The 21,991-nt window shown below is 41.4% G+C and carries 14 protein-coding genes; 1 reads left to right on the plus strand and 13 read right to left on the minus strand.

Annotation, left to right across the window (positions count from 1 at the left end; genetic code table 11):
* Positions 1-13: 13 nt before the first annotated feature.
* From R2S08_RS05590 to R2S08_RS05610, 5 genes are all read right to left on the minus strand, one after another.
* Positions 14-2,230 carry a glycoside hydrolase family 3 C-terminal domain-containing protein gene (locus R2S08_RS05590; RefSeq protein ID WP_316834213.1) on the minus strand — a complete coding sequence of 739 codons (2,217 nt, stop codon included), beginning with the start codon at positions 2,228-2,230 and terminating at the stop codon, positions 14-16.
* A 180-nt stretch (positions 2,231-2,410) separates the two neighbouring features.
* Positions 2,411-4,222: a RagB/SusD family nutrient uptake outer membrane protein gene (locus tag R2S08_RS05595; RefSeq protein WP_316834214.1), complete on the minus strand. Its 1,812-nt coding sequence runs from the start codon at positions 4,220-4,222 to the stop codon at positions 2,411-2,413.
* A 25-nt stretch (positions 4,223-4,247) separates the two neighbouring features.
* Positions 4,248-7,625 (minus strand): SusC/RagA family TonB-linked outer membrane protein, encoded by a 3,378-nt coding sequence (locus R2S08_RS05600; RefSeq protein ID WP_316834215.1) that lies wholly within the window; start codon positions 7,623-7,625, stop codon positions 4,248-4,250.
* A 286-nt stretch (positions 7,626-7,911) separates the two neighbouring features.
* On the minus strand, positions 7,912-9,087 hold the full coding sequence (locus tag R2S08_RS05605) for a FecR family protein (protein ID WP_316834216.1): 1,176 nt from the start codon (positions 9,085-9,087) through the stop codon (positions 7,912-7,914).
* Positions 9,088-9,179: 92 nt separating this feature from the next.
* Positions 9,180-9,782, minus strand: coding sequence for an RNA polymerase sigma-70 factor (locus R2S08_RS05610; RefSeq protein WP_316834217.1), 603 nt, complete (start codon positions 9,780-9,782; stop codon positions 9,180-9,182).
* A gap of 237 nt (positions 9,783-10,019) precedes the next feature.
* On the opposite strand from R2S08_RS05610, the gene R2S08_RS05615 reads away from it, so the two are divergent.
* Positions 10,020-10,886, plus strand: coding sequence for an AraC family transcriptional regulator (locus R2S08_RS05615; protein WP_133781833.1), 867 nt, complete (start codon positions 10,020-10,022; stop codon positions 10,884-10,886).
* Between the two features lie 5 nt (positions 10,887-10,891).
* On the opposite strand, the gene R2S08_RS05620 is transcribed toward R2S08_RS05615, so the two are convergent.
* The 8 genes from R2S08_RS05620 to R2S08_RS05655 form a co-directional block, all read right to left on the minus strand.
* Positions 10,892-11,323 (minus strand): L-rhamnose mutarotase, encoded by a 432-nt coding sequence (locus R2S08_RS05620; RefSeq protein WP_316834218.1) that lies wholly within the window; start codon positions 11,321-11,323, stop codon positions 10,892-10,894.
* Positions 11,324-11,330: 7 nt separating this feature from the next.
* A complete protein-coding gene (locus R2S08_RS05625; protein WP_316834219.1) occupies positions 11,331-12,890 on the minus strand; it encodes a sodium:solute symporter family transporter in 1,560 nt (519 codons plus the stop codon).
* A 31-nt stretch (positions 12,891-12,921) separates the two neighbouring features.
* Positions 12,922-14,094: an enolase C-terminal domain-like protein gene (locus R2S08_RS05630; RefSeq protein ID WP_316834220.1), complete on the minus strand. Its 1,173-nt coding sequence runs from the start codon at positions 14,092-14,094 to the stop codon at positions 12,922-12,924.
* 1 nt (position 14,095) lies between these two features.
* Positions 14,096-14,983, minus strand: a complete 888-nt coding sequence (locus R2S08_RS05635) for an aldo/keto reductase (protein ID WP_316834221.1) — start codon at positions 14,981-14,983, stop codon at positions 14,096-14,098.
* Positions 14,984-15,010: 27 nt separating this feature from the next.
* The gene (locus R2S08_RS05640; protein ID WP_316834222.1) at positions 15,011-17,338 is read right to left on the minus strand and encodes a hypothetical protein; all 2,328 of its coding nucleotides are present in this window, start codon (positions 17,336-17,338) and stop codon (positions 15,011-15,013) included.
* Positions 17,339-17,734: 396 nt separating this feature from the next.
* The gene (locus R2S08_RS05645; RefSeq protein WP_316834223.1) at positions 17,735-19,651 is read right to left on the minus strand and encodes a glycoside hydrolase family 97 protein; all 1,917 of its coding nucleotides are present in this window, start codon (positions 19,649-19,651) and stop codon (positions 17,735-17,737) included.
* 24 nt (positions 19,652-19,675) lie between these two features.
* Positions 19,676-20,941: a DUF2264 domain-containing protein gene (locus R2S08_RS05650; protein WP_316834224.1), complete on the minus strand. Its 1,266-nt coding sequence runs from the start codon at positions 20,939-20,941 to the stop codon at positions 19,676-19,678.
* A 93-nt stretch (positions 20,942-21,034) separates the two neighbouring features.
* The gene (locus R2S08_RS05655) at positions 21,035-21,988 is read right to left on the minus strand and encodes a DUF5007 domain-containing protein (RefSeq protein WP_316834225.1); all 954 of its coding nucleotides are present in this window, start codon (positions 21,986-21,988) and stop codon (positions 21,035-21,037) included.
* Positions 21,989-21,991: the final 3 nt, after the last annotated feature.

Here is a 21,991-nt window from a genome sequence, read left to right on the forward strand (position 1 = left end):
AGGCGTCTAAATATTATTTTACAATCATGACCATGTGCTGGACAACATTAGAGCTTGTTGGCTGTTTCACATCCGGTTGCCCTCCTCCAATACTCAGCAACAACTTGCCATCTGGCTCGTACCGTTTTCCATTTTCATCCACCAACATCAGTTGATCTGCACTCAGTTCAAAACGAAGCTTTTTAGATTCTCCCTTTTCCAGGTTGATTCTTTGAAAGCCTGCTAAAGCCCTGACAGGAGCCATTCCTTTCGCTTTTGGATGGGAAACGTACAATTGAACCACTTCCTCTCCTTTAAGCTTACTGGTGTTGGTTACTAACGCTTCTACAGTTAGGGTTTTCCCTTTTTTAAGCTGGGCAGGTGCTTTAAGATTGGAATATTTGAAAGTACTGTAACTTAAACCATAACCAAAAGGATATTCTACTTCTCCTTTAAAATAACGATAGGTACGGCCCTTCATACTGTAATCTTTCACATCCGGAAGGTCGGCGTCACTTTTATAAAATGTTACCGGAAGTCTACCGGCAGGATTATAATCTCCAAACAAAACATCGGCTACTGCTGTTCCGGTACTTTGCCCACCATACCAGGCATTTATGATTGCCGGAAGATGTTCAGTTTCCCAAGGCATGGCAAGTGCACTTCCTGTAAACAGGACTAGAATCACCGGCTTTCCTGTTGCCTGCAGTTGCTTTAACATTTCCGTTTGTACCGCAGGAAGTAAAATTGAAGTGCGGTCACCTCCTTTAAAACCTTTTGCATTCACAGACATCTCTTCTCCTTCCAACTCAGGAGAAATACCTCCAACAAAAACAATGACATCAGAACCGGCTGCACGACTGGCCACTGAAGCCATATCGGTTTTTACATCATTTCCATTTATCTTCAAAATATCGGTTGTGAAACCAACGCCTTTATCGTAAAAAACCGAAGCCCCTGGGCCCAGTTTCTCTTTAATACCCTCCAAAACGGAGATATTTTTTGAAGGAAAACCGTTATAATTTCCCAATTGTGCTGTTTTGTTATCGGCATTAGGTCCTATGACAGCAATATGTTTTGCTGATTTTAAAAGCGGTAAGACGCCTCCACTATTTTTTAGCAAAACGATAGATTCTCTAGCCATCTTAAGCGCATGTTCTTTGTGCGCTGGTGCCTCCAGGATATTCTCCGGGATCTGTCTGTATTTCACTTTTTCTGCCGGATCGAACATACCCAGGCGATACCGGATGGTAAACAGACGGGACAGGGAAACATCAATATCTTTTTCTGCTATAATACCCGTCTTTACGGCCCCTACAAGCGATCTGTAAGCATGGTCGCCGCATTCCACATCCGTACCGTGAAACACCGCATCTGCAGCTGCTGCAGCTGCATTTTTATGTGTTTTATGGTTATTAACAAAATCGTCAATGGCCCCGCAATCACTTGTTACATATCCGGCAAATTTCCACTGCCTGCGTAAAATATCATTCATCAACAGGTCATTAGCACAGCATGGCTGGTCATTTATTGCGTTGTAAGCGCACATCACACCGGCCACCTTAGCTTTCACCACCAATTCCTTAAAGGCGGGCAAATAAGTATCCCATAAATCATATAAACTTGGATTAATGTTATCTGAATGCCTGCTGGCTTCAGGACCACTATGCACTGCATAGTGCTTGGCACAAGCTGCAGCCATCAGATAGTTTGGATCATCCCCCTGCAGGCCTTTAACAAATGCAGAACCCATTTTAGCGGTTAAAAAAGGATCTTCTCCATACGTTTCCTGCCCTCTGCCCCACCTTGGATCACGGAAGATATTAATGTTCGGCGTCCAGTAAGTAAGCCCAAGGTATCGATCTCCGGTTTTACCTTCCCGAATGGCCTTGTTGTTGATTGCCCGGCCTTCCGTGCCACTATATTGTGCCATCAGCTTTAAGGCATTGGTATCCCAGGTAGCTGCCATACCAATAGCCTGAGGGAATACGGTAGTTTTATAAGGTGTACGGGCAACACCGTGCAGTACTTCATTCCACCATTCATATGCCGGAATACCCAAACGCGGAATGGCCGGAGCTGTATTCAGCATCTGTGCAACTTTCTCTTCCAGTGTTAACCGGCCCACCAGATCTTTTACTCTTTTTTCTACGGGTAATGTAGAATTCCACATGGGATAGGTTTTAAAATCCTGTGCCTTCAACAGTACAGGGAATAACAGGCATACAAACGGTATGGTAATCTTCTTCATAATTCTATTTTGTTCTTGCACATGGCAATTTTTAGCAAAGTAAATTTACAGTAATAAGATCTTTTAAACTTCAACTAAATTGACCAAAGCAAATGTTTTATTTTCTCCATAAACGATAATAAGCCGGGCAGCTATTGCCGTCCAGCTTATTATAATCGTATTTATTAAGAGCGCATTATATTATTGTAAGGGGTCAAATGTACCGCCCCATTCATTATTCTGAGGCAGATTTTCTGGCTCCAGAGAAATTTGACTTGGTTTTAGCGGAAAAAACCAATGGTTCAACGTTAAATTGAAAGTAAATGCAGGATCGCCATCCAGGTTATCGAAATATACCGCTGAAAACTTGGCACGAACTGCAGGATCCGTCCTAATATTATCCGATGGCAAAGGCAGTGATTGACCGGGTTTTAATACGATGACCAATCCATGCCGGGCACCCTGGTTGTTGAGTATATCATATCTTCTCCAACGTCTTAAATCAGGGAAGCGCATATTCTCGAAAGCAAATTCTACCTGGCGTTCTTTAATATAGGCCATACGGATATCAGTTTGTCCTGTAGCTGTAATACCATAGGATCCTGAGCCTGCATTAATCTTGGCCCTTGCCCTAACCTTATATAAAACATTAAGTGCCTCGTTTGAATTTCCTATTTCGTTAGCGCACTCCCCGTAATTCATCAACAATTCAGCGTAACGCATGGGTACCCAATAGCTTTTTGCACCAGCTATACCATGTGCAATATTGCTTTGGGTAACCAATGTATCTAAGCCCTTGCGATCCAAAAATCCGATTGTTCCCAACTCTCCAAAGACACTATTAACACCAGGGGTAACCAAAGATGCTATGTTAATTTTACTGGTTGTGGTGTAACTTGACCAGGCAAACCATAATGATGTTTTACCAGTTTGTCCGGGAAGAATATCTGGTGTTGGATATGGTGTACCCCCACAAAATACGGTAGCATAAAAACGCTCGTCGCGGTTGGTATAAAAATCTTTTAAAAACTGGGCATTATATGACGGATCTGAAAGCTGATCCTTATCGGCCTGCATTGGAGAGCCATCACGTTTTGGATATGCCGTAAGTAAGGACCAAATGGGTTGATTTTTGTGGTAAGCAGGACGTATATACGAAAAATCATAATAACGATCCGGAAAATAGTACTGGTTTACCATGATCATCTCATTGTTAGGTGTGTACCAGATATCCTTATAATTGGAATAAAGCCCATAACCGTTGGCATCGGCAGCGGTAACAGCTGCTTTAGTGGCCGCGTAGGCGGATTGCCATCTTGCAGCATCGTTGCCAGGATTAAATAATGGGCTGGCATACCACAATAAAATTCTTCCTTTAAGCCCCAAAGCTGCTATACTGGTAATCCGGCCAAAATCGTTACCGGTATAATTTGCAGGCAACGCCGCTGCCGCATCATCCAGATCTTTGATGATCTGTGCCATACATACCGAGGTTTTACTTCTTGGAACTTTTAAACTTTGCAAGTCAAGAATATTTTGCTGATGCAAAATTAAAGGCATTCCGCCCATCTGGCTAACCATACCCCAATAAGCCCATGCGCGCCAAAATTTTGCCTCGGCTGCAAATTGTGCATTTAATTTAGGATCCAAAACGCTTGCCGGTGTTGCAGCCAGGTGATCTAAAAGAGTATTACATTTATCGATATTGCTATAATCAATGTTGACCTGATTGTTCGTAACGCCGAAAATGCCGCGTTGAAAATCGCCCATATCCTTGACTTGATTCGTGGCTTCGTCCGAATTATTTCCGTCAAAGCTCCACTCAGGCATGGATTTACCATAAATATCGGTTAAAAAAGCCTTGATCATGACCGGGTCATTCCAAACGTTACCTGAATTAATGTCTTTGGTATCCGTATAATCCAAACCCTTTTTGCACGACGTTACCAGGCTAATGCTAACCAACATTAGCCCTGTAACAATAACTGTATATTTTTTTAAATACTTTTTCATTTCTTACTATTTAATAATCTGACTATTATAAATTAACTGCGCAACCAAAATTAAACGAACGCGTAATCGGGAAAGCGGTACCATTACCGATTTCAGGATCATAGTATTTTTTGTTAAAGCCACTTATGATAAATAGATTTGAACCAGAGGCATACAATCTAACGCCTTGTATGCCTATTTTTGAGCACCACCTGGCAGGAACACTATAAGCTACATTCAAATTTCTTAGACGCAAAAAGCTTGCATTGGCATACCAAAAATTACTGCCCTCATTGTTAACCGCTTTGGTGCCGTCATTGGTGCCATATCTTTTAGGCAATGTGGCATTAGGATTTTCCGGAGTCCAGCTGTCTGTGGCCCAATTCGACCACATCCTGTTCCACTCCACACCTCCTGTTACATCGTTAAATGACTTCCATTGCCTGAAGGAGCCCACAAAAGTGGCTGCCAAACTAAAGCCCTTCCAACTCGCACTCAAATTCCAGCCAAGGTTAATAGGGTTATTATTGGCACGGAGAACACCTTTATCCCAATTATCAATAATACCATCCGGAACGCCATTAGGACCGCTTATATCAGCGTAGATCAATTGTCCCAAGGCCGGTGCTCTGCCATTGAATTTATAGTTTGGATTTTTTGCTAATAAATTATTCAGATCATCTTGGGTACGGATCATACCAATCTCCGTATAATACGCTGTTATAGCGGATTGTGATCTTCCTACAGACTTGTCGTATGGATAGGTGATGTTCTCATCTTTAAGCTTGGTTACCACATTACCATAAGAGGCGTTAATACCTGTGTTGAAGTCAACCTGGCCTATTTTGGTATGGTAGTTAACAGATACATCTATACCTGCAGCATCTGCTTTTCCATAATTTTGCGGAGGCGGCGTTCGACTGAAGGTCGGAGGGATTGTCTGAATCCTTTGACCTAAAATATCATAGGTATGGGTTTGCCAATATTCTACTTTTGAACTAAAATGTTTTAAGAAATCAACACTAACCGCATAATTTCTGTTAAAAGATTTTTCCCATGTAAAATCCTGGTTGGGTACCGATCCGTAAGTTATCCCGGCATTGGCTGCAGGTGTTGTTCCGAAATAGGCCGATGCTCCATTTTGATAGGTATCTAACCACAAATATGCGCCATCTTTAAGAAAATCATTACCAACCAAACCCGCTGAGGCGGTGATTTTCAATAGATCAATTCCCTTTACATTTTCAAAGAATGGCTCCTTTGACAGAATCCATCCTACTGATCCAGAAGGAAAAAACCCCCAGCGCTTATCTGCTGCAAAATTCATTGACCCATCGTAGCGTGAGGTAAATGAAGCCAGGTATTTCTCCGAATAATCGTAAAATGCCTGTCCCACCCATGATCTTCTGCCAATTGTAACATCAGCTAAATTTCGGCTATTCGAAACATATTGATTACTCACTTGTGTACTGGTCGCCCACCATTGATCAGTGACATATACCGGGAAACCATCGATTTCGGCATCCATACCGCCACCTTTACTCTCCGCACTTTCATAAACCACCCAACCTTTAATATGGTGTTTATTAAAGGTCCTTTCATAATTCAACTGAAGATTCAGCTGCTTATCTTCAGCCCAGGATGCCAGTTCTTCAAGACCCGGATAGTCCCAAGTTGATGGCCTTGTCGAAACAATATCAGCATCATCTGTACTAATCCGATATTGGGTCGGTGCCTTCATGACATTCATCGCATACGATTTGGCGAAGTTTTTTGTACGGCTATTGGTATAAGATTTAATATAACTGGCGTTTGCACTTAACCCCTGTATAAAGGGCACCTTATAAGTCAAATTCAGATTGATGACTGGCTTAAGATAGGAAATATTTTGATAGCCTCCTTCTCCGTTTGTCTCTGCACCAACGTTACCAATCCAGCCATAATCAATTATTTTACCTGCATTTGTATAAACCGGCTGCCAGGGCTGCCAAATCAGTAATTTGCTGTAAAGATCTTGAGTATAATCAGCTCCAACCCCTGGACTTGCAGCATGTGTCAGATTGTTATTTAAAGACATCCCTGCGAAAAAGCTCAGATCCTTGGTTAAATCTCCCGAAATATTGGCCCTGAAATTATACTTATCATATTCAAGGTTCTTCATAAAGCCTTCCTGTTTAACATAAGAACCACCTATAAAATACCTCAATTTTTCACTACCTCCAGAAACACTTAAATTATGGGTAGTGGTATAAGGGTTTCTCCATATGATTTTCAATTGATCATAACCATACCCGTTATTAATGTTCTTCATATAGGCAAAATCTTCCGCGGTCCATGCATCAGTTGAGCCAGGACTGATTTGATTAATCAGTTGACCATTCTGAATTGCAGAGGTTAAGGGTATATTCTTAACCCTGGAATCAAATCCAGTGTTAAAAGAATATTGAACCGATGCTTTTCCAGCTTTTCCGCGTTTAGTCGTAACCAGTATAACCCCACCGGCAGCCCTTGCCCCGTAAGCGGCTGTTGCAGCTGCATCTTTCAGTGTGGTCACTTCATCAATTTCATTGGGGCTGAGGTTATTGAAATCACCCGAAGCACTCACCTTTCCGTCTATCACAAATAATGCCGGCTGTTTAGTGTCCGAAAACGATGATTTGGTACGGATAGTAATATCAGGCGACGACTGACCCGGGATGCCATTTGGATTCGAAACCGAAACACCGGCCATACGTCCAGCCAATAAATTACCCGCCATAGTTGTGGGTATTTCATTGTCGGCTTCGGTAAATTTAACATGTTCTACAGAAACCGAAACCAGGTCCTTTTTCTGGGTTCCATAACCGATCGTTACTTCAGATAGGCTTTTTACATCTACATCAAGCCTGATTTTCATATTTGCGGATGCGGTCACAATTAGAGGCTTATAGCCCACCATGGTAATTTTTAACTGACTTTTTTCGGGTACATTAATGGTAAATTCGCCGTTTTCATTGGTAATAGCTCGCTGGGTACCCCCAACCAGTTGTATCGTAACCCCGCGAAGCGGAAGCTGATCATTGGAATCGGTTACAGTTCCATGAATATTGATTGGCAGAACAGAAGAGCCTGATGTTCCATCCGGTGAGGAAGGTTCATTAAGCTTTAACAAAATATTTTTGTTAACTATTTTAAAGGTTATCGCAGAATTTTCAAAGCAAGCCTTCAATGTTTCGTCAATTGAACCATTGGTAACATGTACAGTGACAATTGCTTCTTTTATACCTTTGTTGGCATATAAAAACACATATCCTGTTTGTTTCTCAATCGAATGCAAAACTTTCTCCAAATGAGTGTTTTTTTCATTCAGGTTTATTTGCTGACTATAGGTTTTAGCAGATACCTGCATCAATGCCATAATCAAAAAAACTAAAGTTAGTTTCATAACCAGAAATACTTTGGGTGGTAGCCATGCCTTCGGCCTAGCTATGGAGTAATCATTAAATTCCATACTTTTATAGAAAATTGGGTTAATATGTAAGACGGTTCGACCAAATTGTTTTCCCCGATAATCGGGAGGGTTAACCCAGGTAATTCCGTAGAGGTGCTTCGACTGATCTCTGCGGTTTTTTTTGTTTTGGGGTTAACCTTTCTGTTTTAAGTTTATATCTGTAATTGCTTTTTCATCTTCTTGCTAGTTTAAAATTATTAATTGGTTCTTATTTATAAGGTTAAGGCATTACTACTATCTTCTTTTGGACTCCGTCGTTTTCAATCTTAAAATGAACTTTAAAGTAACTCAGCATATCTAAAACCTGTGAGACATTTACCTCCCTGTACAGTTTTCCCGTAAATAAAGCTTCTGAGATTTTACCACGATATTCTACATCTACATCGTACCATCGGGATAATTGTCTCATAATGGTTTCAATATCTGCGTCTTTAAAGTCGAACAATCCGTTTTTCCATGCGACCACTTCATCTACATTTACTTGAGTTACGAGGATATTTCCTCCTACAAGTTGTGCCTGCTCTCCCGGTTTAAGTATTTTAGCTTTACCTGCCGATGATATTTTTACACTTCCCTCAAGCAAAGTGGTTTTGACTGCATTTTCATCGCTGTAGGCATTGATATTAAAGTGTGTCCCTAAGTCTTCGACTATTTGACCGTTACAGATGACCCTGAAAGGTTTAGCGGCATTGTGTTCTACTTCAAAATAGACATTTCCTGTGATCTCTACCTTACGTTCCTTTCCGGCAAACGCAACCGGATACTTTATAGAGGATGCAGCATTTAACCAAACCTTGGTGCCATCAGCTAAAGTAAGGCGATATTCACCTCCACGCGGTGTTTCTATGGAGTTATAGGTTACGAGTTCTGAGTTCTGAGCGGCTGTTGCAGCGGCTGTGTAAACAAGTTGTCCATCCAGAGTTTTGTTGATGGTAATTGCCCCCTGTTTTGCCAAAGCCCCATTTTGAGCTCCGATTAACGCTATCTTCTTACCGTTAGCCAAAGTCAGGTAAGCTTTATTACCACCTGGCTTGATATCCTGTTTAACCAAACTGCTTTGTTGATTCGCAGCAGGTCTGTTCTTATAATAAAAAAGACCTGCTCCAGTGAGGAGAATGATGGCAGCAGAGGCAGCGATACGTGGCCATAAGGTAAGCTGTCTAACTGCAGTTTGAGGAACATCGCTGATCCCTGCAAAGATTTCTTCAGAACGATTTTCTGCCAATCTGATTTTATCTTCGCTTTCCATGTTGTCCCAAGTCCTATAAACCAGTTCTTGTAGCAAATTTTCGGCAGCAGGATTAAGCAGCACACCTTCCCATTCCTTCCATTCTTCTTTTGACAAAGTGTCCTGTAAATACCGATCGTGGAGATATTGAATCCTTAGCTTGTCCATTTTTTAATATCCATTTGTTGCAGCGAAGATGCTGACCGTGTAACGTCTTTTTATACTGGACGTCAAGGAAACAAAAAGTGGGTAACGGAATATTAAAATATTTTCAATATTGCCATAAGAGACAGCACAGCAACCTTGTCCATATGGGCGCTGATATAGGCACGCAGGAATCTAAGGGCCAGTTTCATGTGCGTGCGCACGGTCAAAGGAGAGAGATTAAGCTGCCGGGCCACCTCATCATTTTTTAAACCCTGCTCATTACAAAGCCGGTAAACCAGTTTTTGCTGAACAGGTAGCTGTTCAATAGCCTCCTGTAAAATCTGGCGCACATCATTCAGAAGAATTCCTTCTTCGGTTTCATTGTGTCCCGGCTCTGTGTCTTCGTCAACGGTAAGGACAACGGTTTTTAGTCGCCTGGCCTGATAGCGTAACATATCCAGCGACTTATTGCCCGCCAGCGTCCTAAGATATTTTTGCAGGTTAGCGATGTCGGTCACTGCGGTGCCTTTCATCCAGAGTTTTAAAAAGGTTTCCTGTACGACTTCTTCAGCATCGGCTTCCGATTTAAGGTACCAAAGTGAAAGGGCATATACGTTTTCATGGTAATGATCGTAGATCTTCTTAAAGGCACGCTGATCCCCTGATGCTACTTTTTGCAGCAATTCGTGTTCATCGATCAGGGGTCTTATAGCCATTTAACTTGTATTCTAAGTTTAGATTTACGAAAAGGGGCCTCAATAGCATAAATTTCAACAGAATATCCTGGCTTAACCACCGTTTATTTGACTATTTATAATGCTTTTTTTGCATAAATCCCTTAAATAAATAGTTTATTTTATATTTAAATTTCAGATGTTTTCGTAACTTTAATTTGAATCCAAAGCGATAAATACTTGTGAATAGACCTATTCAAACTTAGATTTTTAAGTAAAATGCAATATATATACGAAAATTTCACTTTCCCTCCTGAACAGTCTTTTACTGTACGGTCAGAAATTCTGGAAATAAAAAAGTATGCCTCATTAAAGGCTCATATTAATTTTGAGATTGCTTTAATAGAGAATTGTTGCGGGAAACGTTTTGTTGGGGACCATATTGAAGATTTTGAGGGAACAGAACTGGTCTTACTTGGAAGTTATTTACCACATTGCTGGCAATATTATAATGCGGTAGATGGACGAGTGAATCCACAAGCTATTGTCGTTCATTTTTTTCCAGATTTTCTGGGAAAAGAATTACTGGAAAAACCGGAAGCACAACATTTAAACCAGCTTTTTAAAGATGCTGCAAAGGGTGTTCGATTTTCAGGCCCCACCATAGCAAGGGCTAAGCATATCCTCAATCAAATGCTTTTTGAAAGCGGGCTTTCTCGTGCCGCATTGATGCTCCAGTTGCTGGACATTTTAGCGCAATCCGACGCTTATCGTACTTTATCATCTCCCTCTTTCAATATTATTGAAAATTCAGCTGAAGCCAACAAGATCAACCGGGTTTTCGATTATATATTCAAAAACTTTAAAGAAGATATTACACTCCAGGATGTGGCTGCAATAATACCTATGTCTACCGCCGCGTTCTGCCGGTTCTTTAAATTAAAAACCAACAGAACGCTAGTAGAATTTATTAAGGAAATCAGGATTGGGCATGCAGCAAAATTATTAATGGAAGGTAATTACAATGTCACTGAAACCTGCTACAAAAGTGGCTACAATAACATTTCTAATTTTAACAAGCACTTTAAAGATGTAAAGGGCCTTTCTCCCAGAGATTTCATTAAGCAGTATAAAACGTCTGCTTAGCAGACCTAGTTATTAAATTTGTAAAAAGGAGTGGCCTCTACCCATTTCTCCCCAGCCTTGGTACCATGAACACCTTTCTGGTAGGTATTCATCAATTTATTCCATTCAGCACAACGCGGACTATAAGACTCCGCTAATTTGCCCATTTTATTCAAATCGGCATTTTTAGGAACGGTGATGCGCATTACAATAAGGTCATTGAAACGATAAAGTGTAATGCTTTTATAGCCTGCCTTTTTAAAGCCTCCCTCTACTTCTGGCCATACTTGTTTATGATAGGTCAAGTATTCGCTCAATTTCTTATTGTCGTCTATCGTATTGACAACAAAGATCTTTTCTACAAACTCACCATCTTTATGAGCAGCTTCTCCTTGCCGACACCTGGTTAAAGAACAAATGAACAGGATCATTATTAAATTCAGGATTATTCTTTTCATATCAGAATCAATTAAAAAGTATATAAATTAAAACCATAACAGAGGCCAGTCCCAACCACACCAGCCAGGTTGTTCTGGAACTCGCCACTACCTCATTTTTTGATTCCAGCAATGAAGGCAAGGCCATATTTTCTTTGGGCTTTGTAAGCAGTGAGGTAACGATAATAACTACAGTTAAGGCCACGAAAATGTAAAAGGAAAGCATTAGAAAATGTGGCCAGTAGCCCTTATATGGGTAATTCAATACGTGACATGCACCCAGTATCAGGCAAAGCAATCCACCGCCATAAAGTACAATTTCTGCTGCAGTACTGTTGACGCGTTTCCACATCACACCCGCTAGAAAAACAACGGACAAAGGTGGAGCAAGTATAGAGACCAGACCCTGGCTCAATTCAAAAAAATCTTTCCCTGAATAAGAGAAAAGCATCGCAATCCCCACCCCGCATGCTGCCGAAATTAGTGTAATCCATCTCCCCATTTTGACCTGTTGTTTTTGATTAAGGTCTTTAACCTGTGTCACGACGTCTAACGTAAATACCGTACAAAAAGCATTTAAACTGGAAGAAACTGTATCTATTAATGCCGCAATTAATGCCGCAATGCTCAACCCCAGTAAACCATGGGGCATTAATCTTTTAATCATAGTGATATAAGCATTGTCTGGCTGCGCCGTATCTTTAAATAAGACATAGCACATAATACCTGGAACAATGAATATTAAGGGCATAATGATCTTAAGGGCTGCAATAAAGATCGCCCCATATTGTCCTTCCTTTAAATCTTTGGCCGCGAGTACTTTTTGTACAATAGTCTGGTCTGCGCACCAGTAATAAATGGCCACCACAGGATAACCCAAAACAATAGAGATCCAGCTGTATTCCGGGTGTGATGCCGGAAGAAAAAGCTTCCAGTAAGAAGCCGGCGTTTGGCTCATTAAAGAACCTATGCCTCCAATTTTTTGAAAGCCTATAAAAGTAAGCACGATAGACGATGCTATAATAATAACCGATTGAAAGACACCTGTACGCACGACAGCCTTCAGCCCTCCAACAGCGGTAAAACTAGTGGCAATACAGGCAATGACAACAATTGCGACAAATAGTGAACAACCAAATATTCCGGAGATCAACAACCCTCCTGCATACAAAGCACTACCCAACCAGACCACCAATATGGAGATCAAACTGTATATGACCAGGAAATTGTAAGAGCGTTTACCGAAACGAATCAGCAAAAACTGCGGAATGGTACTGATTTTGGCCTTTAAGTAGTAAGGCAAGAATACCATTGACAGCAACATCAAAAATATCCAGGCCAGCAATTCAAAATTACTGCCAACGATACCATGCGAAAAGCCAATTCCGGCAAAACCAATCAGCATCATCGGGCCAGCATTGGCACTGAACATGGAAAAGCCAATCTGCCACCATTTTAAGGTTCTGCCGCCCAGGAAAATATCTTCCTGGCCTTTCCCTTTCCGGTTGAGATAAAACCCAATAAAGAATAGCGCCAGGATATAGCAGCCCAGCACGAAGTAGTCGACTTGATTAAAAGATAAATTCACGGTATATATTTGGTTTAATTATGGTTTTAATTTACATGGATACTTTAGGGTTGTACTTCTGAACGTGTTGCCTTTCCCATACTTTTTCTCCTATAACTTTGTTTTCTTTATAACAATAATCCCAATTTATTCTTACCGGAAACCCCTCCAATTCTGATAAAATAAATTTGCCGTCTTTCCAGGTTGGGTATTCCAGAAAATAATCTTCCAGGCCATGCATAATAGAATATAAATACTCTACCATTCCCTCTTCATCAGCAGAGGTCATCAGCCCTGTTGAATATAAAGAATATCCCCCGGAGGAGAATTGTATTTTTTGATTTTTACTAAGGTCCCTTACATCCATCCATTCTTTAATTCCACCTATCTGTGTTGGAACAGGCTGTAGATGGCGAACCCCGCAATTGACTAAAGTAGGAAAGATTTTTGAAGTGCGCTCGGATTCGCCATAAGCTACGTTCACACTTATTTTTGAACAAAGTTTTTCTATTTGTTCATAAGCCGCAGAATGTAAAGGTTCTTCTAACCAGCACAGCCCTTCTTCACCAACGGCGTCCAAAAATTTAAATGTATCATTACAAGACCAGATCTGATTGGCATCTACAGCCAATTTCATTTTCTTGCCTATAAGTTGTTGTACAAATTTTACCCGGGAAACATCCTCGTCTATCTTTTTCCCAAAATCCTTTCCAACTTTCATCTTATAGCATTCCGCTCCCGCATCCAGAAACACCTGCACCTCCCGTTCCAATTCAGCCAGGCTATAATTGGTTCCACCACCGCTGCCATACATTTTCACTTCATTCCGCTCAGCGCCAATATAACGATACAAGGGGGTGTTCTTTCTTCTTGCGGCCAGATCGTATAAGGCCATATCAACCTGACCCAGCAAAGCCGAGGCTGCCCCTTTAAATCCTTCATTTCTTATAGACCAGTACAGCTTTGGGTAAACATCTTTATAAGCTACAGCATGACTGTGAAATAAGATCGGGAACAAACAGGATTCCAGAATATTAGTGTAGGTATTGTAAACAGGTGCTTCCCCAACATTTCCATCTTCATCCTCAATGGTAATGATCGAAATCCCAAAACTGGGAAAAGGGCCCATAGTTGCATCCTGAAAAGGTGTTACGGCAGCTACTTGTTCTAAAACCCGTATGCGGATTTTCTTTATGTTAAAAATTTCGTTATCTATCTGATTCATATTAATTAACTGCCCGAAGGATTTCATGGTATATTTCAATGGGTAAACTTCCTGCCTGGAAGGCCAGAAGTGCACTGGCAAGCTGTTCCTGATTGGCCGCACCAATAACGGTTTTTATCGGATAAGGAACCGTCATTAAAAAGCGGTGCGCAAGTATCGGCAAGGGCATCTTATACTGCTCTGCAATGAGGCTCACTTTTTTTGCACGTTCTACCTGTTTTAAGTCCATCCAGTGTGGAGGATTTGTTGTAAAAGCAGAGAAATTGCAGCCCAGCAGCCCCATATTAAGAGGGCTGGCTGCATAATATTCCTTTCCCTGCTGCAGATACAATGGAAGGGTTGTATCTAGTGCATCTATACAACAGGCATTAAGCCTGTTGTGTTCCATAAATACATCAAATGGACTATCCAACAAGTAAGGTTCCATCCATTTCGGCGGATTTCCCCCTAAACCTAATCTTTCGGTATATCCCTGTCTCTTGAACTCTTGCATTTGATGCAGTATGTTTTCCAGCTCCTCTGGCCTTATAGCTGCCGGGTCATGCAGAAAGAGGATGTCAACTGCAGACACTCCAAGTGTTTTGAGGCTGTTGTCTACACTTAATTTCATTCCATCTGAACTATAGTCATAATAAGCTTCATCTGCCTGATGGCTCTTTAAACGTCCAACTTTTGTACTCAGTCTTGGCCTGGTACCCGTCCATTGACGTAAAGCTTCTCCAACAATTTCTTCCGCATCTCCGTAGGAGGGGGCTGCATCTAGTGCAGAAATGCCTTTTCCCAATGCTTCCAAAATGGTTTCTACAGATGCCTTCGCATCAACTTTACCCCAAACGCCACCCAGTCCGGCAGTACCGAGCACAAGATCCTGTTCTATTGAGAATGCCATGTCTGATGTTGATTTTATATATACAATTTACAACAAAGTGATCACACCCGTGTTGCCAATATTCACTTTAACCGTTTCTCCCATTTTCACTTTAACCTTAGGCCATTTCACAAATGCAGTATAGCCTAAATGACCCGCAGCCTGTTTTGCTGTTTCTGCCAGAACTGAAACATTCGCATCATATGGTGTCGGATTAATGATCTGGATGGTCATCCCCGATGAGGTATTCCCTATAATTTTAGCTTCAACATGGTCAAAAACATATATTTTTTTACTGTCTGTATTCAAATAAATGCCAGGTAGTTCCATAGTCATTAGTATTCCATTGGTCTCTGTCCAGGAATTCCGTGTGTTTATAAAGTTGCCAATACTACCTTTTCCTTCCGCGTCGCTGGGCTGTATCCGCTCCATAGAAGATCCAACCAGGTTATTCGTGGTGATGTGGTTCGGCGGCATATTCACCGCCTCTGCTTGTGCATGCTGGATATCCCTGATCAAATCTGCGTATTGTACATTTCCAGTAGCCCGGAATAATTTAAAAAGATAATCGCCTGAGGCCGTACAGATACCTGGAGCTGAATGTTTATTCTGTATACTTGCCCATACCGCTCCAGCCATATGGCTACCGAGCTTTCCAATGGCACTGTTTTCAGGAAAAATGGGATCATAGGAAATGGTCCAGGTAGAACACAATGCCGCTTGAACTTCGGCCATTTTCAACCATTGTTTTTCTCCGGTGTAATGGTATAAAGCCATCAATGATTCGAGAAAGCCAAATGCCGATTCAGAGTTTGCATCCTGAGAAATATCCCCGCAGTCTCCCCCGGTAAGGCCCTGTTTCTCTACATCCCGGTGGTAGTAGAATTTCGCTGCATCTCCTGCAACTTTCAGCCAGCCTTTGTTATGAAAATAATCAGAAGCCAAAGCCAAACCTGCAGGTGCTATGGCACCCGCTGTAGAGTTATACACCGCAATTTCTCCTGTTTCTGGTGCAATATACTGGCCAAACTCCCCATGCGCCTTCCAGGTCCGTACAAAAGCTGCCGCCAACTTTTTAGCCGACTCTTCCCATTCCTTTTTAATGCTGTTTTCATGCCCCTGGGCTTTTAACAACATCAAGTGTTTCATCATCCAGAGCAAGGCATCTGAATTCTTTCTCACCATGGCCTGTAAAGGTTTAAAATCCGGGTTCATCTTTTCTGGTCTGAGCTCGCCCTTGGCCGTAATACCACCATAGAAATACCCACTTTTTCCCTGAAGCTTGTTTACGATAAAATCCAGTTCGGCAGCCACTCTATTGCGTTCCTTCTCGTCATTTAATGCAAGCATTGGATAGGTATTCATCATACCGCTTACCCAACCGAGCTGAAAGTCGTTGTTGTTTTCAGGCAAATAATAAGAGCCTGCAGGAACCGTAACAAAGCGGTTTCTGGTAATGGTAGAAACCACCTCAAATGCTTTACTCATTGGTAATATATTGCGGGGATGATTAGGACCAGATAATTCTTTACGCACCTGCATAAACTTGGTTAACAGGTCCGGAATACTCTGGGCATCAAAAACGTAAACTCTAAAATTAAGGGCAACTTCATCACCTGCTTTCCAATCCGGAGCCATATCACCACTTGGGTGAAAATCTCCAAAACCGGGTGCCAATTTGCGCACTGCAGGCGCTGAAATACTAAACGCACAACTGTCTTTGGCGGCATTCTCCGAAATGGTCATCCCATTATTGCCCGATTTGGTCAATTGCCCCGTTAACACAATAAACCCTTTCTTGTCCTTTTCAGAGAAAAAACACATGGCAGGCGTGGCTGCATTACCAGTTTGTAACTCAATAAGAGAAGCTTTTCCTTTTTCTATAGACAAACGAGGATTATTGGAAATGGTTAGAGGTACTGATGGATTATAATACATGTCCTTAGGATAATCAGGGCAGTATCCGTTCCCAATGGATCTATAGCGATTTCCGTTGTATACAGAAGCTGGTACGAGAACATAATTGGACGGACTCCATTTGCTAAAATCAAAGGAAGCCTCAACCGCGGAAGACAAGGCGGTACCCGACTCTACACGAAAGGACGCCGTAACATCTATAGCTTCAGGATGTCCGGAAACGGCAGCATCTTTAAGCTGTAAGGCCCAGGTTCCGGTATTTGTTTTTAACAAAGCATCTTTACCAAAAAATTGCCGGGAAACCAGGTCTGTTCCATTAAACTGCTTTACTGAAAAGTTTATTGAACCATGTAAATTGGCTAAAATTTTAGACAATGATCCCTGAGGTTGCTGGGCAAAAGACCCCATACTCCACACAAGACAGCAAAGCACCGCAAAAAATTTTCGTAAAGAGATCATGTGTTAGTATTTATAAGTTATTTTTCGTTTATGCCAAAGCTGTACCATTTGTTTAAATTGAAACACATACTGCTCCAAATTTTTGATAGAAATTGGCGTACAACAAATATTCTATTGTAATCCCATGTATACAACGCTTAATTTGATCATAACAGATGTTATTTTTGCAATTAGCCAAATAAAAGTGTTTTTTTTATGCTAAATGGGTCCAGAAAGGCATCAGGCTTAGCTCGATATGTAGATACAAATCATTTTAATATGTAGACACAATATATCGGCAGCGATCAAATCCTGCTGGAAAATACAGAGAAATTATTGGACATATTAAACCGGGAAATAAGTAAATAGTCCTGGTAAAAGAAGTGTACAAAAGAAATTTTGCCGAATTTAGTGAAATCAGTCGTTTGTAACTTTAGGTGCACCAAATTTTATGGGCCTAATGATAATGGCCTCTCCGTTCTTTTCCAGCAATTGAATATTTAACACTGTCGAGGCATCAACATTCATCTCTTTTATGGCAATTTTTGTTGGACCTGGCAAAGAGGAATCATCAGCATAAACCGTGGCCTGGTATCGTTTACCTTTAGACAAGAAGTTTAGCGGCAATGAAAAACCGATCGGCTTATCCGTTAATGTACCTACATACCAGTTGTCCCCGCTCCTGCGTGCGATTGTTCCATGTTCGCCGATTTTCCCGGCAATCACTCTGGTGTCATCCCATACTGTAGGTAGTGCATCGTAAAAGCTCAGCTCAGGAGTTTCCGTAATCACAGAAGCGGTTGAACCCGCCCCTCCTTTTTGTATTGATGAACCTGAAGGACGGTCGTACCAATATACAAACTGCCATGGACTATAAATGCAGATCGCTTTGGCCATTTGAGAGGCATGAGAGCCCATCGCATTTACCCTGGGTGCAAAGTAACAGTTTGTAAAGTCGCCTGCACCGGCTATCATTCTGGTAAACATCGTAATTAACACCTGGTGGTTGTCCGGACTTTCTTCTTCTCCCCTTATTCCTTCCTGTGTCAACAGATTAGGGTAAGTCCTGGAATAGCCCGTTGGACGGTATTCGTCATGAATATCGAGCATCAATTGATGATCAGCCGTTTTCCTGATGGCCTCATGAAGCCACGAAGTATTTTTTTGTGGTCCAACATCAACAAAGCCGAATTTCATTCCCTTTACCCCCCATGATTTAAATAAGGGAAGTATAGTATCCAGTTCTTTGGATAAGGCTCGTTGATTTACATAGAGTATCACACCAACATTTTTACTCTTCCCATAATTTATAATACCCTGCAAATCCAGGGGTCCAGGAGACCTTGAAGGATCAACATTTACCGCCAAAGCACTGGACGCGTTATCATACTCATGCCCATACCAGCCTGCATCAAATTCTATATACTGCAAATGATGTTGGGCCGCAAAATCAATACAGGTTTTTCCCCCCGTTGTTGTCAGCGTTACCTCACGAATCACCTTGCCTGGCTTAATCCAGGATACATCCTTTAGTGCATTGGCCTCGTTTAAATTCAAAATAAAACTGTTGTTTTCCAATAGCTTTCCAGCAGATTCCGCGATCATCACATATCGCCAGGGCGTAGAAAAATTGTTTTTATAGATTGCTTTTCCATCAAGTTCAGCAAGCAGCAACAGACTATCTTTTGAAGATCTGTTAAATTTCATCCGGGCATGATCTACCAATGCCGCCTCACCAAGTGCAATGAAACGATTTTGGTCCATCTCAATCACATAGGGACGCTCTGTTCCATTACTTGTTTTACTAATGCTGCCTTTTCTGTATGTTGCCTGCGCATTGCCCGCAATCCAGGAGGCGTAATCTTTGGCAAATTTAAAACCTGTAAGTTCTTTGGTGATGGTAATTTGCTGATCTGTCCGAATATTATATTTAAAAGCTACCCCCTCATTATATACTCTTAAAGTCATAGAAAAGAAACGGTAAGGTGTTTTATCCTCTTTGAACTGGACAGTAGCTTCCCTGTAATAATTCAAATAACTATTCTTTTCACCATATACCGGCTTCCAGTTTTCTTTCAACACTTTTTCTTTAACAGAGACTACCACCAGGTTTTCTGACAAAGGCTTTTCATTTTCAAATTCAAGCCCTAAGGGCGAATTTTCAATAATCGGGCCACCCAGGTAAGAGATGGAATAACTTAAGGTATTTCCACCTTTTACACTGGTCATCACCCTTAATTCTGTCTTATTATCCGGGCTTAAAATTTTGATCTCCCTTGCCTGGACCATGAATGTACAGGCAGTTAAGCACAATACTAAAAGTATTTTATTCATTTTTATTTATAAAAAATTACAGTTCTAATTTGATTCCTTATAGGCATGATCAGCAGGTAAATCCAGTCCTTTCCATACCTTACGGCTGGTCCAGTCCTGAGCCGCACTGGTCCAGAACGGATCATTTGCAGGTAGACCTAAAGGCAATAAGCCAACCGTACAGAGGTATAAACTTCCGGTGGTGATATAGTATTCCCCAATATTGGGTTGGTGGCCAGACAGTCCAAGCCTTAGCCATCCCCCTGCGTCAAAAGTATTCTGCGCAGTCATCAGGCGATAAATCACCAAAGACAATGCACTGCGGACCTGGCCAGGTGAAACATCAGCAGGCAGTTCTTTAAGCAAAGAGATTTGCGACAATACCTGGAAGGCACCAAAACGATAAACCAATGACCTGCCCATTGGAGGGAAGGTTCCTTCAGGTGAAATCATACGCTCCTGAATTGCCGCATATCTCTGGGTCCGTTTTAGCGCTTTTTCATACGAGATCACTTGCTCAATACCCTTGTCTTTTAAAACTTTGGTGATGTCAAGTATCATCGGTTGAATCACAAAACTATTATAGTAATCCCAATGAAAATCGGCTCCATCACCATAAGCTCCATCTCCTTTGTACCAGCCTTCATGTTTGTTTAGTGCATAGGTAATCGGTTCCATATTTCCTGAATTTCCAGACTTTAGCAGAAAAGCTTCAATGATCGCACTAAACAACAGCCAGTTATTTTCGCCTGGTTTTATACTCCGCGAACTTTTCAAGGCATTGACCAAATTTGTTTTTGTCTGCTGATCAAGGGGTTCCCACAATTGTGTATAACCTCTCAACAAGCCTTGAGCCAGAAAGGCGGCATCAACCAATGGCTGCTGGCCGTGCTTTGAACTGAAATTAAGAAAATCAGCGGCGGATGGATCAACTGCATTGGCCAAAGCCTTACGTGTCAACGATATATAGGTGGCACGGAGTTTTCCTTCTGTACTTTGATCCGGGCCAAGCTCCAGCCATGGGGCAATACCAGCGAGGGTTCGTCCAAAAGCTTCCAGATGTGTCACTTCTTTACGCTTTTCTTCCTTAAAATCTACGGGCATTTTAGCACGCAACTGATTTTTGCTCAGGTTTCTTAATACCGGATCAGCAATTTTAACCAGTACAGAGACCCAATACTCCCTGGAATTATAGGTCTCTGTTTTATTGTTCTTTTTCTCCTGCCCAATAGCTGAAAAACCTATGAATAATATTAACGCAGGCCACATTAAAACCGCTAACCGCTTCATTTTTCTTGTACGCTTTACCATGGTAATCTTATTGTTTGGAATGCAATATTAAGCAAAAATGCCCACCGATAATACATCGATGGGCAAAGGAAACATTAAAGTACTAATTGAGGGCTAATAATTCAGCTTAATGGTAATGTTCCAGGTTCCAGGCTCATAAATTGCAAAATCGAACCAATAGTTGAAATACTTTCCAATAGCACTACTGTTGTTGTACATATCTATACGCTCTGACCAGACCGGAATCCCGTTTCCTGTTGGTAAACCACCAATAACGGGTATAGGAACGCCCGCTGTTTCAATCTCTAAACGATCGGGAAACTCGGTATACTTATTTATTTTTTGAAGCCCCATGTTGTGCCAATCTTTTAAATTTGGATTTGCGGCAGTTCCATAATCGTAGCCCAAAAGAGTTTTGGGATCTATTGGGGTACCATCTTTTCTAAGTGTTTTAACGATCAGCTTGGTAGGCCCGGTTGAAGCCTCCGCTTTTTCAATTTTAACATCGATACCACTTATGCCATCCACGCCTGAAAAAGAATAAGAATAAGGGCCTGCAGGCGTTGTACTTATTGTCAATGCATCTTTAACGACAATCTCTCCAGCGCTATTCTTCACTTTTATATCAAAAATATATTTACCCTGAGGAAAAATCTTAACATCTGTAGCCTCTGCGTAAATGATAATCTGACCATTGGTTGGATTGATATCTATCGCCGGTCTTTTAACAGGAATCCTGATCTTATTGATTTGATCCAATGAAGTTTCTAATCCCGTAGGCGTACCTGTCCAATAATAGGTATCCACTTTATAATTCATCAAATCTGTAAACACTTTACCGTTTTCATCATGGATAGAAAGGATGCTTGCTTCAATTGGTTTGGTAGACTCATCTGCGGCTAAAGCTGCTGACATAATAATTCCCCGTCCGGTAGTCACCGTTAAAGTTTTCGTCGTATATCCTATTGCCTGGCTTATAAAGCCAAGTTTTTCTTGTTTCTTACATCCCGTAAGTAATGCCATTACCGTCACTAATAGCAAACAAGAACTCAAATAAATTCTTCTCATAAA

This window comes from Pedobacter nutrimenti, assembly GCF_032678445.1.
GTDB lineage: Bacteria > Bacteroidota > Bacteroidia > Sphingobacteriales > Sphingobacteriaceae > Pedobacter > Pedobacter nutrimenti_A.

Excerpts from the sequence above, each read along its gene's own strand:
- R2S08_RS05620 (WP_316834218.1), bottom strand. The coding sequence starts at position 11,323 with ATGAAAAGAATAATCCTGAATTTAATAATGATCCTGTTCATTTGTTCT.
- R2S08_RS05610 (WP_316834217.1), bottom strand. The coding sequence starts at position 9,782 with ATGGCTATAAGACCCCTGATCGATGAACACGAATTGCTGCAAAAAGTA.
- R2S08_RS05605 (WP_316834216.1), bottom strand. The coding sequence starts at position 9,087 with ATGGACAAGCTAAGGATTCAATATCTCCACGATCGGTATTTACAGGAC.
- R2S08_RS05600 (WP_316834215.1), bottom strand. The coding sequence starts at position 7,625 with ATGAAACTAACTTTAGTTTTTTTGATTATGGCATTGATGCAGGTATCT.
- R2S08_RS05615 (WP_133781833.1), top strand. The coding sequence starts at position 10,020 with ATGCAATATATATACGAAAATTTCACTTTCCCTCCTGAACAGTCTTTT.
- R2S08_RS05595 (WP_316834214.1), bottom strand. The coding sequence starts at position 4,222 with ATGAAAAAGTATTTAAAAAAATATACAGTTATTGTTACAGGGCTAATG.
- R2S08_RS05655 (WP_316834225.1), bottom strand. The coding sequence starts at position 21,988 with ATGAGAAGAATTTATTTGAGTTCTTGTTTGCTATTAGTGACGGTAATG.
- R2S08_RS05635 (WP_316834221.1), bottom strand. The coding sequence starts at position 14,983 with ATGGCATTCTCAATAGAACAGGATCTTGTGCTCGGTACTGCCGGACTG.
- R2S08_RS05650 (WP_316834224.1), bottom strand. The coding sequence starts at position 20,941 with ATGGTAAAGCGTACAAGAAAAATGAAGCGGTTAGCGGTTTTAATGTGG.
- R2S08_RS05630 (WP_316834220.1), bottom strand. The coding sequence starts at position 14,094 with ATGAATCAGATAGATAACGAAATTTTTAACATAAAGAAAATCCGCATA.
- R2S08_RS05640 (WP_316834222.1), bottom strand. The coding sequence starts at position 17,338 with ATGATCTCTTTACGAAAATTTTTTGCGGTGCTTTGCTGTCTTGTGTGG.
- R2S08_RS05645 (WP_316834223.1), bottom strand. The coding sequence starts at position 19,651 with ATGAATAAAATACTTTTAGTATTGTGCTTAACTGCCTGTACATTCATG.
- R2S08_RS05590 (WP_316834213.1), bottom strand. The coding sequence starts at position 2,230 with ATGAAGAAGATTACCATACCGTTTGTATGCCTGTTATTCCCTGTACTG.